The 14130-nt window shown below is 72.2% G+C and carries 14 protein-coding genes; 9 read left to right on the top strand and 5 right to left on the bottom strand.

All coding sequences use genetic code 11. From position 1 onward, the window contains the following. Positions 1-6: 6 nt before the first annotated feature. Both G4D86_RS14215 and G4D86_RS14210 read right to left on the bottom strand, forming a co-directional pair. Positions 7-441 (bottom strand): hypothetical protein, encoded by a 435-nt coding sequence (locus tag G4D86_RS14215; RefSeq protein ID WP_163993739.1) that lies wholly within the window; start codon positions 439-441, stop codon positions 7-9. A 28-nt stretch (positions 442-469) separates the two neighbouring features. Further along, entirely contained in the window at positions 470-1255 is a 786-nt protein-coding gene (locus G4D86_RS14210) for an alpha/beta fold hydrolase (protein ID WP_163993736.1), read from the bottom strand. Between the two features lie 190 nt (positions 1256-1445). On the opposite strand from G4D86_RS14210, the gene G4D86_RS14205 reads away from it, so the two are divergent. Next, entirely contained in the window at positions 1446-2195 is a 750-nt protein-coding gene (locus G4D86_RS14205) for a DNA methyltransferase (protein ID WP_163994194.1), read from the top strand. Positions 2196-2276: 81 nt separating this feature from the next. Here G4D86_RS14205 and G4D86_RS14200 read toward each other — a convergent pair whose 3' ends face one another. Continuing rightward, positions 2277-2951, bottom strand: coding sequence for a hypothetical protein (locus tag G4D86_RS14200; protein WP_240360236.1), 675 nt, complete (start codon positions 2949-2951; stop codon positions 2277-2279). Positions 2952-3088: 137 nt separating this feature from the next. On the opposite strand from G4D86_RS14200, the gene G4D86_RS14195 reads away from it, so the two are divergent. Next, the gene (locus G4D86_RS14195) at positions 3089-4612 is read left to right on the top strand and encodes a hypothetical protein (RefSeq protein ID WP_163993734.1); all 1524 of its coding nucleotides are present in this window, start codon (positions 3089-3091) and stop codon (positions 4610-4612) included. A 15-nt stretch (positions 4613-4627) separates the two neighbouring features. On the opposite strand, the gene G4D86_RS14190 is transcribed toward G4D86_RS14195, so the two are convergent. After that, positions 4628-5518 (bottom strand): EamA family transporter, encoded by an 891-nt coding sequence (locus G4D86_RS14190; RefSeq protein WP_163993731.1) that lies wholly within the window; start codon positions 5516-5518, stop codon positions 4628-4630. Positions 5519-5795: 277 nt separating this feature from the next. Between G4D86_RS14190 and G4D86_RS14185 the strand changes: the two genes are divergently transcribed. The 6 genes from G4D86_RS14185 (at position 5796) to G4D86_RS14160 (ending at position 9779) form a co-directional block, all read left to right on the top strand. Further along, positions 5796-5993: a hypothetical protein gene (locus G4D86_RS14185; protein ID WP_163993729.1), complete on the top strand. Its 198-nt coding sequence runs from the start codon at positions 5796-5798 to the stop codon at positions 5991-5993. Between the two features lie 101 nt (positions 5994-6094). Next, a complete protein-coding gene (locus tag G4D86_RS14180) occupies positions 6095-6412 on the top strand; it encodes a hypothetical protein (RefSeq protein WP_240360235.1) in 318 nt (105 codons plus the stop codon). Continuing rightward, entirely contained in the window at positions 6409-7752 is a 1344-nt protein-coding gene (locus G4D86_RS14175; protein ID WP_163993727.1) for a sensor histidine kinase, read from the top strand. Before G4D86_RS14180 ends, G4D86_RS14175 begins: the two co-directional genes overlap by 4 nt. Further along, on the top strand, positions 7749-8486 hold the full coding sequence (locus tag G4D86_RS14170) for a hypothetical protein (protein WP_163993726.1): 738 nt from the start codon (positions 7749-7751) through the stop codon (positions 8484-8486). Before G4D86_RS14175 ends, G4D86_RS14170 begins: the two co-directional genes overlap by 4 nt. After that, positions 8483-9358 carry an SAM-dependent methyltransferase gene (locus G4D86_RS14165; RefSeq protein ID WP_163993724.1) on the top strand — a complete coding sequence of 292 codons (876 nt, stop codon included), beginning with the start codon at positions 8483-8485 and terminating at the stop codon, positions 9356-9358. The genes G4D86_RS14170 and G4D86_RS14165 overlap by 4 nt, the downstream gene beginning before the upstream one ends. Before the next feature lie 142 nt (positions 9359-9500). Further along, positions 9501-9779 (top strand): hypothetical protein, encoded by a 279-nt coding sequence (locus G4D86_RS14160; protein WP_163993721.1) that lies wholly within the window; start codon positions 9501-9503, stop codon positions 9777-9779. Between the two features lie 70 nt (positions 9780-9849). On the opposite strand, the gene G4D86_RS14155 is transcribed toward G4D86_RS14160, so the two are convergent. After that, positions 9850-10986, bottom strand: coding sequence for an aminotransferase class V-fold PLP-dependent enzyme (locus G4D86_RS14155; protein ID WP_163993719.1), 1137 nt, complete (start codon positions 10984-10986; stop codon positions 9850-9852). Between the two features lie 111 nt (positions 10987-11097). Between G4D86_RS14155 and G4D86_RS14150 the strand changes: the two genes are divergently transcribed. Then, the gene (locus G4D86_RS14150) at positions 11098-14034 is read left to right on the top strand and encodes a carboxypeptidase regulatory-like domain-containing protein (protein WP_163993716.1); all 2937 of its coding nucleotides are present in this window, start codon (positions 11098-11100) and stop codon (positions 14032-14034) included. Positions 14035-14130: the final 96 nt, after the last annotated feature.

The raw sequence follows: 14130 nt of genomic DNA, 5'->3' as shown, positions 1-14130 counted from the left end.
CTCAGCTCACGCCTTGCTGCCGACGAAGCCTCCGCCGAAGGGCGAGAAGCCCCGCTTGCGCAGCGCCTCGCGCTCGGCCTGCAGCGCGGCGAGGGCCTCGTCGCGCGTGGAGTAGTGGTTCACCGCCGCGCCGTTGATGGCCCCGCTGGTGAGCACGAACATGCGTGTCATCTCGTCCCCGCCGAAGCGGTACGAGCGGTGCGTGTAGCGCTCGAGCACCTCGCGCCGCTCCTTGCCGAAGACGCGCCCGGCGGTGAACTTCACCACCAGCCCGTCCAGGTTGATGAGCAGGTCTACCTTCCCCGGGTACTTCGAGAGGTGCTCTTCCACCTCTCGCCGCCAGCGGAGGACATCCGCCTCGTTGCTGAGGATGCAGTCGGTGAAGTGCGCGGTGACGACGTCGTTCGGCGCGTCGTACTCGAAGTTCATGCTCCAGGCCATCGTGCCTCCTGCGGTGCCTTGGCTGGCGCTATGCCGGCGAGGAGCCGGCGAGGAAGGCGGTCAGCATCGCCGCGGCCTCCACGGGGCGCTCCACCTGCGGGTAGTGGCCGGGGCCCGGCAGGTACGCCAGACGCGCGCGGCGGATGGGATTCACGACGGCGTCGCGCAGGAAGGCGGGCGGCAGGAAGGCGTCGTCCGTCGCCACCACCAGCGTGGGCGCCGTAATCGCGGAGAGCTTGTCGGCGAAGCCGCCCTTGGTCCACGCGTCGAAGATGTTCTCGATGGCCGGCGCGGACGTGTTCGCCGCGTCCTTCAGCATCGTCTCCAGCACATCCGTGCCGAGCGACTTGCAGGACAGGTTGATGATGGTCGTCTGCTTCTCGCGGTTGCCCGCCGACGTGCGGAACAGCCCCGCCGCGTCCGGAGGCAGCGGCAGGCCCGCCGCCGGCACCGGGTTGAGCAGCATCAGCGCCTCCACCCGCGAGGGCTCCTGCGCCGCCACCCACTGCGCCAACTGGCCACCCATGCTGTGGCCCACCACCGTGAAGCGCTTCGCACCGGCCGCGTCCGCCACCGCGAGCACGTCCTGCGCGAGCCCCTGCAGCGTGTAGCCCCCGGTCGGCTTCCCCGACTGGCCCGTGCCACGGCTGTCCGGAATCACCAGGCGCAGCCCCGTCAGGTCCATCCGCTCGACCATCGAGTCCCACACCGCTCCAGACACCATCCACCCGTGCACCAGCACCACCGTGCGCGGACCATCACCAATGACGCGGTAGTGCAGCGAAGTCCCGTCAGATGCGGAAGTCGTGGGCATGCAGTCTCCTCGGAGCAAAAGGATAAAACAGTGCGGAAAAAATGTGCAGGACTGAAAGCAAGCCACGACCCTGAGACATGCGCCATGGGGGGCCATGTAGGAGCGCGCACGGAGTGAAAGGCCCCCTCACCGGGCTGACGGGAGGACAGGCGTCATGCGCGGAGTCCGCTCTGGCAGACTCCGCGCCCTCATGGCGGATGAACGGGACGGGACGGGCGGCGCTCCTTCGGCAGAGCCCCGGCGCACGGTGTACTGCGAGGACGCACTCGCGTGGCTGGAGGCGCGGCCGGTGCTGGAGGGGTGCTCGGCCATCGCCTCACTGCCGGACGTGTCCGAGTTCCCCTCGCTCACACTCGCGGAGTGGAAGGCGTGGTTCCAGCGCGCGGCGGGGCTCGTCATCTCGCGCGTGCCGGCGGACGGCGTGGCGCTCTTCTACCAGACGGACGTGAAGCAGGACGGCGTCTGGGTGGACAAGGGCTACCTGGTGGCGCGCGCGGCGGAGGAGGCCGGGTGCGAGTTGCTCTTCCACAAAGTGGTGTGCCGTCGAGCGCCGGGGACGGTGACGTTCGGCCGGCCCGCGTACTCGCACCTGCTGGCCTTCTCGAAGGGCGTGCGCGTGGACATGGGGAAGTCCACCGCGGACGTGCTGCCCGACGCGGGCGAGGTGACGTGGACGCGCGGCATGGGCGTGGAGGCATGCCTCACCGCGTGCCGCTTCATCCTGGAGCACACCGCCACGCGCACCGTGGTGGACCCGTTCTGCGGACATGGCACCGTGCTCGCCGTGGCCAACGCGCTCGGGCTGGACGCGGTGGGTGTGGAGCTCAGCCGCAAGCGCGCACGCAAGGCGCGCAACCTGCGTGGCGAGTGGACGCAAGGGAAGCTCGTGCTCGCCGGCGCGGGCGGGACGGGCGCGCCGGAGGACTCCAGCGGGGAGTGAGCGACCCGGCGCAGTGGGTGCCGGACCCCTTCTCGAGGTCCATGGACACTCCCCGGGTGCGCGGCGCCTGCGCGCTGAAACCTACTTCGCCGCGCGGGCCGTCCGGCCTTCGTCGCCCTGCGTCGCGGTGAAGGGCAGTGCGTCATGGCTCGGAGTGGACATCTCGCGGGTGACAGCCGCCTCCAGCTCACCGATGAAGGCCCCGAAGAGGCGCTCCTCCAGCGCGAGTGCCTCGTCCAGCGAGGCGCCCACGGCGGTGAGGCGCGCCACGCACGCGTCCTCGATGGTGCGCCGGTGGCTCTGCTCCTCGGTGACGACGCGGCCCAGTTCCTCGCGCACGGAGGGGTGGCGCGAGGCTGCCTTGTAGAGCGGGTAGAGGACCATGGCCCTGCGCTCAATCGTCGTCGTGGTGAGGAGGTAGTGCAGGTACACGTCCGGCGCGCCGGTGTGGGCCGTGGCCCAGGTGGCCAGCTCGTGGTCCAGCGCCTGGAAGTAGCGGCCCGCGGCCTCCGGGCAGAGGAAGGCCGTGATTTCAGCGCCGGCCACCTCCGCCGACAGTCGCTTGAAGGCGAAGGCATGCCGCGTCTCGTCCGCGAGGTGGCCGAGCACCTCCAGCGAAGGATGCCGGTCCGCCACGGTGCGCGAAATCTTCCGCGCGCCGATGAACTCCATGAGGGACAGGGTGTGCAGCCAGCGCGCCTCGAGCTGAGGCGTCTGGGAGAGCTGGCGGAGCACGGCCTGGATTCGGTCTCGCATGGCGCCGCCGTGTAGCGCGGCAGGCGTCGCCGTGCGAGCACGAAGACGCTCGACCGGACGCACGGTGGGGTGCGCGACCTGTCGCTACGTCCCCACTCACCGTGCGAGGTGCTACACAAGGAAGCGCACGTCACGCGGTGCCCGAGGGACTCGGTGTCCCTCATGCGGCGGCCGTCTTCTTCCGGGGGAACAACGCCATGCTCACGCTGCCCACGACGCTGCTGCTCCTCGCCGCCGCGCCCTCCAGCGGCTCCGTCCAGCTCCACGAGGGAGTCCCCGCGGGCTTCAAGGCGGACGGGAAGCTCGACGAGTGGACGCAGCGGCCCTCGCTCACGATGGGTGCGGCGAACCAGGTGGCCGGAGCGCTCAAGGTCGCCTCGCCCCAGGACCTATCCGCGAAGGTGTGGCTGGCCGTGGGCCCAGAGGGACTCGCCATCGCGGGCGAGGTGCTCGACGACAAGGTCCAGCTCACGAACAAGAAGGACATCAACGCGGACCATGTCGAGGTGTGGCTCGCGCTGCCGCAGCCGAAGATGCCGCCGCTGGCCTTCATCAGCCACGTGGCCGAAAACCTCGTCCCCAAGGAGTCGGACTGCGACACGGTGTCCGAGGTGGACCCGGCGAAGTGCAAGGCGTGGTGGAAGCAGCAGACCGCGCGGCGCAAGCAGCTGCAGTCGGAGCTGGTGGCGCAGTACGCCCTGTCGCCGAAGGGCACGATACGCTTCGGGCTCAATGGCTCGGTGGGCCCGGCGCGCTACGAGACGTTCCCTGGCGGCTACCGCTTCGAGGCCTTCATCCCCGTGGGCGCCTTCCCGCGCACCGCCCAGGCGCCACTGCGCGACGTGCGCGTGCTGGTGGACCTGGTGGACAGCGACGAGGGCGGCGCGAAGCAGGAGACGTTCCTGTCCTCGTCACCGAAGCGGAAGTTCGCGGACGCGTCCACGTTCCACGCGGTGACGCTGACGAAGCCGCTGCGCTTCGGGAAGTGGCCGGAGCTGCTGGAGTGGTCGCTGAAGGAGCAGCCCGGCGCGTCGTACCTGCCGGGCCCGGGCGCGGATGCGCTCCAGGTCTGGGTGAACCGGGCGGAGGCGTACCAGTTCAGCCCGACGGTGCCGAGCCCGGACGTGACACAGGTGGACCTGGGCACGGTGACGAGCCTGGGGAAGGTGGGGGACGTGGAGCTCGTGTCCGTACCGGCGACGGCGGACGAGTACGGCGGGGTGAATCGGTGGCTGGTGTCTCGCAAGGGGCAGACGATTCTGCACATGCAGAACCTGGGCAATGACCAGGTGAAGGTGACACCGCGCGCGCCGGGCCTGCACGTGCTCCGGGTGTACGACGGCCCTTCCAGTCCGATGGGCAGCGGCGCGTGCGGTGCGTGCCCGCTGGTGTTCTTCCGCTCCGTCACCATGGACGCGCAGGGAAAGTTCTCCAAGCCGGTGGACCTGGAGGGCGCGGGTGGACGGACGGGCAACCCGGTGGAGTACACGGTGAGCGCGGACCTCACGCGCATCGAGGCGTTCGAGGTGGCGGAGGACGCGGACGGCAAGCGCGGCGCGAAGCACCTCACCTCGCGTCACACGTTCGACGCGAAGACGGGGAAGTACACGTCGGAGACTTTCGAGCTTCCCGAGGAGGGCGCGGCGGAAGACACGAAGTGAGCGGACGCTACCGGCTCACGGTGCCGCCTCCGGCGGCACCACCCCCTGCCGTGACGACGCCGCGCTCCCCGCGGACGCGAGGATGACGCAGCCGATGGCCACCCACTGCACCACCGTGAGCTGCTCGCGGAGGAACACCCGTCCCGACAGCGCCGCGAGCGCCGGCTCCAGGCTCATCAGGATTCCGAACGTCCGCGTCGGCAGCGCCTTCAGCGCAATCATCTCCAGCGAGTAGGGCAGCGCGCTCGACAGCACCGCCACGCCCAGCGCCATTGGCAGCAGCGACACGTTCAGCATCCCCCGCCCCGCGTGCGCCACGCCGAAGGGGAACACCAGCAGCGCCGCCGTCACCATCCCCAGCGACGTCGCCGTGCCTCCGTGCACCGCCGCGCCGGCCCGCTGCCCGAAGAGGATGTACAGCGCCCAGCACGTGCCCGCCGCCAGCGCCCACACCACGCCCACCGGGTCCAACGCCTGGGACGCCTCCGTCAGCGGAAGAATCAGCAGGATGCCCGCCACCGCGAGCAGCGCCCACACGAAGTCCAGGACCCGGCGCGTGGACAGCACCGCCACCGCGAGCGGACCCGTGAACTCGATGGCCACCGCGATGCCCAGCGGAATCCGCTCCAGCGCCAGGTAGAACGTCAGGTTCATCACGCCCAGCGCCGCGCCGTACACCATGACGATGCGCAGCGCGCGGCCGGTGAGCTTCGTCCGCCACGGGCGCCAGACGGCCAGCAATATCAGCGCGGCGAAGGCCAGCCGCAGCGCCGTGGCCCCCTGCGCGCCGACGACGGGAAACAACCCCTTCGCCAGCGCGGCTCCGAACTGGATGGTGCTCATCGCCGCCAGCACCGCCAGCACCGCCACGCCCACCGGGCCCGGCTTCATTCCCATTCGAGACATGCGCGGCGCACCTTCGCACGCAGGCGGCGTGCGCCCTACGCCCATCCGTCATCCGGCCGCGCCCGTGATGACGCCCCAACCCTGTCCACTGCCGTGCACCCACCTGCCCCCGGGGGCGACGCCAAGCCGCTGGACAACACTCCCCTGACTCATGGGTTTGACGGGACTCGCGGGGCACCGCTTAGCTCGCTGTCAGGAGAAGGTGCGGTGGCAGGCGCGACATGGCACCGCGAGGCGACATCCACGGCGGTGACTGGTTCCCGGGGGGGCTGCCAGCATGAGGCCTCAAGAACGACTGCTCCATCCACTCGTCGACTTCAGCGTCCTGGCCGTCTCCCGCACCGCGTCGCAAGTGCGCGAGGCCGCTGACGCGAAGCCGCGCCGCGCCGGTGACCTCCAGGCCGTGCTCGCCTTCGACGCCTCACGGGCGTCCCTCCACGTCACCGGAGACCCACTGCACGAGGCCGCGTCATGACAGCCCCGGAGGCGGATGCATGGACGGGGAGGCGACTCGGGCCGAGGGAAGCATGTACAACCACGATGGGGGCCTGGAAGCGGGCCCGGGGGGGTATCTCAGTGGACGGCAACGACACCACCAACACGCCTCGCATCGTCAACGTCAACGTGGCCAGCTCGCTGGGCGCGTACCTGCTGCGCACGCAGGAATTGGGAGCGGTGGAGGGGCCGGAGGGCTCACTCGCGCTCCACCCGGCGCTGCAGCCGGTGCTGGAGGCGCTGCACCACGTCCTCGCTGGAGGCGAGGTCGCCGTCCACGTCCTGCGCAGCGGCAACCCGGACATCGTCGCGGAGCTGGACCGTCGGGCCGCGCACGCCACCCTGGAGGCCAACATCCTCCAAAAGGTCTCGGGCTCCTCCCTCACCACCACGGTATGAGCGCTCGCAACACCGTCACGGCCGCCTTCCGCCGGTGGACCCGCTCCCAGGACGCGGCCGAGGTGCTGGCCGCCGCGGGCGTGGGCCCCTGGCTGGGCCTCACCGCCTTCGTGGTGGGCCTGCTGGCCGTGGCGGCGTGGGCGCCGGGAGCGCGGCTGTTCTTCGGCATCCCCTTCGGCACCGCGCTGCTGTGCGCCGCGCCCATGCTGGCCAGCGGCCTGCTCTTCTCCGCCGTCCACCGGCACCGCCGCCGAATCGAGCCGTGGGGCTGGGTGTGGCTCGCCGTCGGCGTGGCCACCGTGCACTTCTTCGTGGCCTCCCTCATGGCGCTGTCCGCGCTGCCGGGCGCCGCCGTCCTCGCGTCCCTCTTCCTCTTCACCACCGCCTTCCACGGCCGGCTGCACCGCGTGACGCCGCGCCAGCCCTTCCTCGCCCTGGGGACCGCGGTGGCGCTGCTCGCCGCATTCCTGCTGCGGGTGAGCGACGAGCACCTCGCGCTCTTCGGCGTCATCGGCCCCGCGGCGCTCGCCGCGCAGCTCTACCTGGGCACCTTCGCCGTGCAGCATGACCGGGCCCGCGCGGACGCGGAGCGCCTGCGCGCCGCCGTGCACGCGCAGCTGCTGGAGCAGCAGGAGCGCGACGTGGGCCGGCTGTCCCAGGCGCTGGGGGAAATCCTCGGCTACCACCATGACCTGGACAACGCGCTCCTGACGGCGGGCAGCGCGGCGGACATGCTCACCGTCATGGGCGTGCAGCGCGGCGCGCTCGGCCGCGTGGAGTTCGAGGAGCTGGTGAAGAAGCTCCACGAGAGCCTCGCGCAGATAAAGGAGATGGTGACGGAGATTCGCGCCAAGGGCCGGCGGTACGCGGGCTCGGAGCCGGAGCCGGTGGAGCTGCCCCCGCTGCTGGAAGCGGTGCAGGTCAGCGTGGGCCTGCGCTTCCCGGACGTGGACATCCAGGTGGAGGTGGAGCAGGGCGCGCCCTTGCGGGCCCTCATGCGCGGCGGCGCCCCCACCCTGCGCCGGGTGGTGGAGAACCTGGTGCTCAACGCGTGCGAGGGGGACGGCGAGCAGGGCGCGGAGGAGGTGCGCATCCGCGCGCGCGTGGAGCCGCTCAGCGGGCGGCTGGAGGTCGTCATCATCGACGACGGGCCGGGCTTCCAGACCGGGCGCCTCACCGGCCCCGCCGAGGAGCTGTACACCACCAAGCCGCAGGGCACCGGGCTGGGCCTCTACACCAGCGAGTGCCTGCTGCGCGCCAGCGGCGGCATGCTGCACCGGCAGAACGCACCCGGCGGTGGCGCCCTGCTGCGCATGCTCATTCCAAGGGAGTACCGATGAGCGGCGGAGCCCTGTACCAGGAGTCCCTGCGACTGCTCCGGCGGCTGGAGCTGCCGGAGGTGTCCGAGCGCGACGTGCTCGCCGCGCTGGAGGCGGCCCAGCCCGGGCCCCTGCCCCTTTTCTATGAAGCGGGCGCCGAGGCCGGACTGCCCCGGGACGTCCTGCTCGCGCGCGGCGCGGGCCTCTTCTTCAGCTTCTGCGCGGGCAACCTCGCGGACGACCTCATCGACGGCGACTGCACCTACCACGAGGCACCGCTGCGCGTGGGCCCGTGCGTGCAGTTCCTCCTGCAGAACCTGGCCTTCGCCACGCTCGCGGGAGCGCAGGCGCGGGTGCCCGCGCCCGCGCTGGCGGAGGCCGCGCTCACGCTGGCGAGGGCGGCGGGCCCGCAGGCGCTGGAGGTCCGCGCGCGCGAGTGGACGGCGCCGCTGTTCCGCCAGGTGGCCGAGGGCATCGCCGGCCAGCAGTGGGCGGCGTACCTGCGCGTGCTGTGGGCGGGCACGGTGCTGGAGGAGCGCGCGGCGGTGGCGGGCCGGGCGCTGGGCGTGGCCGCGCACGTGGTGGAGGACATCCGCTCGCGCGACGCGCGCTTCACCAGCATGCCGCGCGAGGACCGCAACGTGGTGGTGGGCTGGGCCCGCGCCGCCACCGACTCTCTGCGGCGGCAGGACCTGCGCTGCCTGGATGCGGCGCTGCGCCGCATCGAACCGATTCTCCCGGAGGTGGAGTCATGAGGGCTGAAGCCCCGATGCTCGACGCGTGGCGTGACGAGGTGGCCGGGTACTACGAAGCGAAGACGGAGCGGATTCTGCGGCGGTACGGGCCGGGGCCGCGCGTGCACTACCACGCCGGGCTGGTGGACGCGGTGCCTCCGCCCGGCTCGCCGGAGGACGTGGTGCGCGCGCAGGTGCACGGCGCGCAGGAGTCGCTGCTCGCGGAGCTGGCGCGCGCGGTGGGCCGCTTCCCCGACGGTGGGGACGTCCTGGACGTGGGCTGCGGCCTGGGCGGCGGCGCGCTGTACTGGGCGGCCGAGCACCGCGCGCGGGTGACGGCGGTGACGAACGTGCCCTCGCACGTGGAGCTGGTGCGAGGCTTCGCGGAGACCGCGGGCCTGGGCGCGCGGGTGCGGCCGTTGTTGTGCGACGCGCTCGCGGTGCCGGGCCGTGCGTGCTTCGACGCGGTGGTGGCGGTGGAGAGCGCGTGCTACCTGCCGCGCGCCGACTGGTTCCGCCGCGTGCGCGCGCTGCTCAAGCCCCGGGGCGTGGTGGCCATCGCCGACTGCTTCCTCGGCCGGCCCGAGGCGGCCGCGCCCTTCGACAGGTACTGGCGCACGCGCATCGGCTCCATGGCCGAGTACCTGTCGGCCGCGCACGCCGCGGGGCTGGAGTTGGAAGTGCGCGACGACGTGTCCTCGCGCGTGGTGGGCTTCTGGTCCCTCACGCTGGAGCTGCTCGCGCACGAGCGAGCAAGCCTCGGCGGCCCGTACCCGTCGCGCACGTCCTCCTTCGCGGGGCGCGAGTCCAGCCGCGAGCACCTGCGGCTCCAGCAGGCGCTGATGGATGGCGGACTGGAGTACGCGCTGCTCGTGCTCCGCCGCGTGGGGTGAGCCGCTCGAACCCCATGAGATGACAGGCCCGCCTGCCCGGCCGCTGACGGTCCGAGCAGCGGGCACCCGGACCGCGAGGACAGGTGCCGCAAAGCGTCACCGCTCCCAGCCTTGGGCCAGTCATCTCACGGGAGGCGTCTGGATGAAGACTTTGAAGCAGTGGATGGTGCTGGGCGCGGTGGCGGCGGCCATGATGACGGTGGCGGGCTGCCGGCAGAAGAGCCAGGAGCAGGAAGGCGCGGGCATGGAGGGCACCGGTGGCTCGGGCTCCAGCGGCATGAGCAGTCAGGACACGGGAACCACTGGCACCGGCGGCAGCGGCAAGGCGAAGGCGAAGGTGGATGCCGGCACGATGATGGATGCGGGCACCGGTGGCTCCGGCAGCGTGGACACGGTTCCTGAAGACACCCAGCAGCGGTGATTCGCTCGCAAGGGCATGAAGGCGCCAGGGGTCCGGGCGGTGCCCGGGCCCTGGCGTCGCATGCGTGCGCCTACAGCAGTGGCGCCAGCGCGGCGAGCAGCCGGTCCACGTCCTCCGGCGTGTTGTAGAGGTGCGGCGACACGCGCAGGTTCTCCCCGCGCACGCTGACGTGGAGGTCCTGCGCCGCCAGTCGCTGCGCCACCCCGGGCGCGTATCCGCCCCGGCGCCGCAGGCCGATGAGGTGCCCCACTCGGTGCGCCTCGGGCGTGACTTCCAGTCGCAACCCGGTTGCACCCCGGGCGATGCGCTCCGTCAGCACGCGCAGCGTGCGCTGGATTTCGTCCACGCCCCAGTCCAGCAGCTGGCTCAGCGCGACCGCGGCCATGGGCACCAGCTGGAAGTTGCTGCGCTCGCCCACGTCGAAGCGGCGCGCGCCGGGCTGGTATGCGTCGCGGTAGTCCACCAGCCGGGCGAAGTCCTCGCTGCCCTGGCGCACCAGCCAGTTGTGCTCCAGCGGCTGGCCCTCGCGGTGCTGGGGCGCCACGTAGAGGTAGCCCTGGCTGTAGGGCCCCATCAGCCACTTGTAGCCGGCGACCACGAGGAAGTCCGGCCGCACGGTGCCCACGTCGAAGGGCAGCGCGCCCACCGACTGCGTGCCGTCCACCGCCAGCGCGGCGCCCACCTCGCGCGCCCGCTCGCCCACGCGCACCAGGTCCACCCACGCGCCGTCCGTCCAGTGGCAGTGCGGCACCGCCACCACCGCGCAGCGCGAGTCCACCTGCGCCAGCACCGCGCGCGTCCAGTCACCGTCCTCCGGGCGCGCCACGGTGGTGACTTCGGCGCCCGCGCGCCGCGCCGCCTCGCGCCACGGGTAGAAGTTGGAGGGGAACTCCTCCGCCAGCACCACGATGCGCTGGCCCTCGCGCACGCGCACGTTGGCCGCCGCCACCCCCATGCCGTAGCTGGCCGAGGGCACCAGCGCCACGCCGTCCGCGTCCGCGCCGACCAGCCGGGCGAAGAGCGCTCTCAGCGCTTCCGAGTGGGTGAAGAAGTCCTCCGACGTCAGGCGCCACGGCTGCGCCTTCATCCCCAGCGCCACCTCGCCCGCCGCACGCACGGCGCGCAGCTGCGGGGACATGTACGCGCAGTTGAGGTACGTGACGCCGTCGGGAATCTCGAACAGGTGTCGCTGGCCAGGCAGGGGCATGGTGGCGGGAGTCTATTGCCGCGCGGCCCGGAGAGTGGCGCTTTCGGCGGGCCGTCGCCCTGTCCTGCTATCGTGTTGCGTCTGATGGCAGTGGCCGGAGGTCGCTCGCGCATGCGTCGGTGGATGCCTGGAGTGGTCATCGTCTGCGCGCTCGCACTCGTGGCCTGGGGCGTGCTCCGCGGAGGCGGGAGCAGCGAGCCGTCCACCCCGGAGCAGGCGAACCGCGCCACCGCGACGCCGCGCACGTCCCGCGCCTCCGTCACCACCCCGTCGCAGCGCCCCGGCGCCGGCCTCCACATCCGCGGCACCGTGGTGGACGCGCAGGGCGCACCCGTGGCCGGAGTCCGCGTCTCCGCCTCGTGGCCGGAGCCCGGGCAGACGCTCTCCGAGCTGCCCTGCCCCGAAGGCTCACTGGAGCCCCACGAGGACCCGAGGGACCCGAGCACCCGGGGCCAGACGCTCCCCGATTGCATGAGTCGTGTCACCGACCTCGTCATGGAGCTCGTCGGCGCGCGAGAGGGCGAGGCCCCCGTCTACGCCGAGGCCACCACCGGCACGGACGGAACGTTCCTTCTCGAGGCCCTGCCCGAAGGTCCGCTGGCGCTCTGGGCGCTCGGCGAGCACGGCGCGGTGAGGCGTGACGACGTCTCCGCCGGCTCCGAGGACGTGAAGCTAGTGCTGGGACAGGGACTCATGACGGAGGCCCTCGTCGTCGGCGACGGCGCGCCCCTGGCCGGCGCCACGGTGACGGTGCTCAACTCGATGCACACCCGCTACTTCGACGCCACCACCGGCGCGGACGGACGCTTCCGCGTGGGCCCCCTGCCCTTCGGCATGTACTTCATCTTCGTCGCGAAGGACGGCTGGTTCCCGGAGCTCGTTCTCCGCTACGGCGAACCGAATCAGCAGGTGACGCTCCACCGGCCCAGCCGGCTCTCCGGCCGCGTGCTCTCCGGTGGCGCCCCCGTGCCGGGCCTCGAGGTGCGCGTGGCGCGCGGCGCGGACCTCCCCGATGACACCGCGCGGAGCCTCACCACGGACGCGGACGGCCGCTTCAGCCTCATGCTCCCCGAGGGCCCGCACACGCTCAGCGCCTCGCGCGAGGGACGCTACGCGCTCGCCCACGCGACGGCGGGCACCTCGACGCCAGAGGTGGTGCTGGAGCTGGGCAGCGCCCTCCACGTCGAAGGCACCGTGAGCGACGACGCGGGACGGTCGGTGGCAGGGGCCCGCGTGGAGGTGAGCTCGCTCGGCGAGTCCAATGCGAACCTGCGCGCCGTCACGGGCGCGGACGGGCACTACCGCCTGGGCCCGGTGGAGCCCGGCGCCTGGAGCTTCACGGTGGAGGCGTCCGGGTACGTCGACATGGAGGAGTCCGAGGAGCGCAATCTGGACGCGGCCATGAAGCCCGTGGACTTCACGCTCCTCCGCGCGGCCATCGTCACCGGCCGCGTCACGGATGCGGAGGGCCGTCCGCTGCCCGGCCTCGAGCTCTCCTTCGTGCGCCCCACCCCTCCGGACGTGCCCTGGGACGAGCCACAGGAGGGCACCTGGACGGACGCGGAGGGGCGCTTCGTCCTGGATGCGAAGGAGCCCGGGGACTACCGCATCGACATCTCGGAGGTGCCCTTCATCGAGGCGTCCTTTCCCGTCCGCGCGCCCTCGACGGACGTCCACCTCACGCTGCGCACCGGCGCGTCGGTGGAGGGGCGGGTGGTGGATGCACACGGGCTGCCCCTGGAGGACTTCCTCGTGGAGCTGCAGGACCCGGAGGGACGGGAGGAGCTGAACCTGCGACGCGGCGGGTACACCAACAAGGAGGGCCTCTTCCAGCTGCGTGGCGTGGAGCCCGGCCGCTACCTGCTGCTGGCGACGCGCGCGGCAAAAGACCTCACCCGCAGGGTCTGGCGCGTGGTGGAGCTGAGAGACGGCATGCGGACGCGGGTAGTGCTGCGGATGGAGCCGGAGCGCACCCTGTCCGGCATCGTCGTGGACGGCGCGGGCCGGGCCGTGGAAGGCGCCTGGGTCCGGGCCTGGACGCCGCCCCTGAAGGGCGGGCCGGTCTGGAAGAAGGAGGGCCGCCACAGCCACCATGGTCCGCCCCTGGGAGTCGAGACGGGCCCGGATGGGCGCTTCACCCTGCACGGCCTGACGGAAGCCGCGTACGACGTCCGCGTCCTGAAGGTGGGCTACACCCTGGATGCCGAGCACTCGACGGGCGAGCCCGCCGGGGAGGAGGGCAGCCTGCTCCGCGTCGGCGCCGGCACGGCCGAGATGCGCATCGTCCTCACCCGCCATCCGCATGTCATCGGCCGGCTCGTGGGGCCCGACGGCGCGCCCCTCCGAAGCTTCCGGGTGAATGGCTCTCCCCAGGAGGCCGAGGACGGGGCCTTCGCCGTGGCCGGTGAAGAAGTGGGCGGCGGGCCGCTCATCTTCAAGGCGGACGGCCTGGCCTCGCTGGTGCGCGAGGTGAGGCCGCTTACCGGAAACGCGGATGTGGACCTGGGCGTGCTGCGCATGAGCCGGGGCCGCGCGCTCCAGGGCCGGGTGGTGGACGCAGAGACGTCCAAGCCCCTCTCCAACATCTGCGTCGTGCACGCCGCCGGGTCCACCGGTGCGGTCAAACACCCCGCCCCCATCTCCATCGCGATAACCCGGGAGGACGGCACCTTCGAGCTGCACGACCTGCCCCCGGAAGCCCTCACCCTCATCGTGAACGACCCGGGTTACCGGAAGCTGCAGCTCGCCGTGGGCCCCGAGCAGGAGGAGCTGACCCTCCGCCTGACCCCGGGTCCCCGCGTGGAGGTGACGGTCAAGGACGGCCAGGGGCGCCCCCTCGACGCGCAGGTGCAGTTCCACCGAGACGATGGCGACAGCGAGTCCGCGAGCGTCGAGAAGGGCCGGCTCGTCCAGCTCGGGCTGGAGCCGGGGCCCTACACGGTGCGGCTGGAGGAGGCGGCCTTCAACAAGCGCCCCTTCCCCGTCTTCCCTCCCCAGCGCGTGGTGGTGCCCGAGAGCGGCCTGCTCCAGGTCCACTTCCAGGAGTAGGCGGGTGTGCTGTCTCCCCGTCTACATCTGGTGTGGCGGCCAGCGGACGCCACCTCGGCGCGGAGGGCAGGTCGCTGTCCTCCAGCCATCGGCGCG

The organism is Pyxidicoccus caerfyrddinensis (genome assembly GCF_010894405.1).
Taxonomy (GTDB): Bacteria; Myxococcota; Myxococcia; order Myxococcales; family Myxococcaceae; genus Myxococcus; species Myxococcus caerfyrddinensis.
The sequence above is the reverse complement of the archived record's forward strand: the minus strand, read 5'-3'. Positions and strand labels throughout refer to the sequence as shown.

Excerpts from the sequence above, each read along its gene's own strand:
- G4D86_RS14215 (WP_163993739.1), bottom strand. The coding sequence starts at position 441 with ATGGCCTGGAGCATGAACTTCGAGTACGACGCGCCGAACGACGTCGTC.
- G4D86_RS14190 (WP_163993731.1), bottom strand. The coding sequence starts at position 5,518 with ATGTCTCGAATGGGAATGAAGCCGGGCCCGGTGGGCGTGGCGGTGCTG.
- G4D86_RS14155 (WP_163993719.1), bottom strand. The coding sequence starts at position 10,986 with ATGCCCCTGCCTGGCCAGCGACACCTGTTCGAGATTCCCGACGGCGTC.
- G4D86_RS14200 (WP_240360236.1), bottom strand. The coding sequence starts at position 2,951 with ATGCGAGACCGAATCCAGGCCGTGCTCCGCCAGCTCTCCCAGACGCCT.
- G4D86_RS14175 (WP_163993727.1), top strand. The coding sequence starts at position 6,409 with ATGAGCGCTCGCAACACCGTCACGGCCGCCTTCCGCCGGTGGACCCGC.
- G4D86_RS14170 (WP_163993726.1), top strand. The coding sequence starts at position 7,749 with ATGAGCGGCGGAGCCCTGTACCAGGAGTCCCTGCGACTGCTCCGGCGG.
- G4D86_RS14160 (WP_163993721.1), top strand. The coding sequence starts at position 9,501 with ATGAAGACTTTGAAGCAGTGGATGGTGCTGGGCGCGGTGGCGGCGGCC.
- G4D86_RS14205 (WP_163994194.1), top strand. The coding sequence starts at position 1,446 with ATGGCGGATGAACGGGACGGGACGGGCGGCGCTCCTTCGGCAGAGCCC.
- G4D86_RS14165 (WP_163993724.1), top strand. The coding sequence starts at position 8,483 with ATGAGGGCTGAAGCCCCGATGCTCGACGCGTGGCGTGACGAGGTGGCC.
- G4D86_RS14150 (WP_163993716.1), top strand. The coding sequence starts at position 11,098 with ATGCGTCGGTGGATGCCTGGAGTGGTCATCGTCTGCGCGCTCGCACTC.
- G4D86_RS14210 (WP_163993736.1), bottom strand. The coding sequence starts at position 1,255 with ATGCCCACGACTTCCGCATCTGACGGGACTTCGCTGCACTACCGCGTC.
- G4D86_RS14185 (WP_163993729.1), top strand. The coding sequence starts at position 5,796 with ATGAGGCCTCAAGAACGACTGCTCCATCCACTCGTCGACTTCAGCGTC.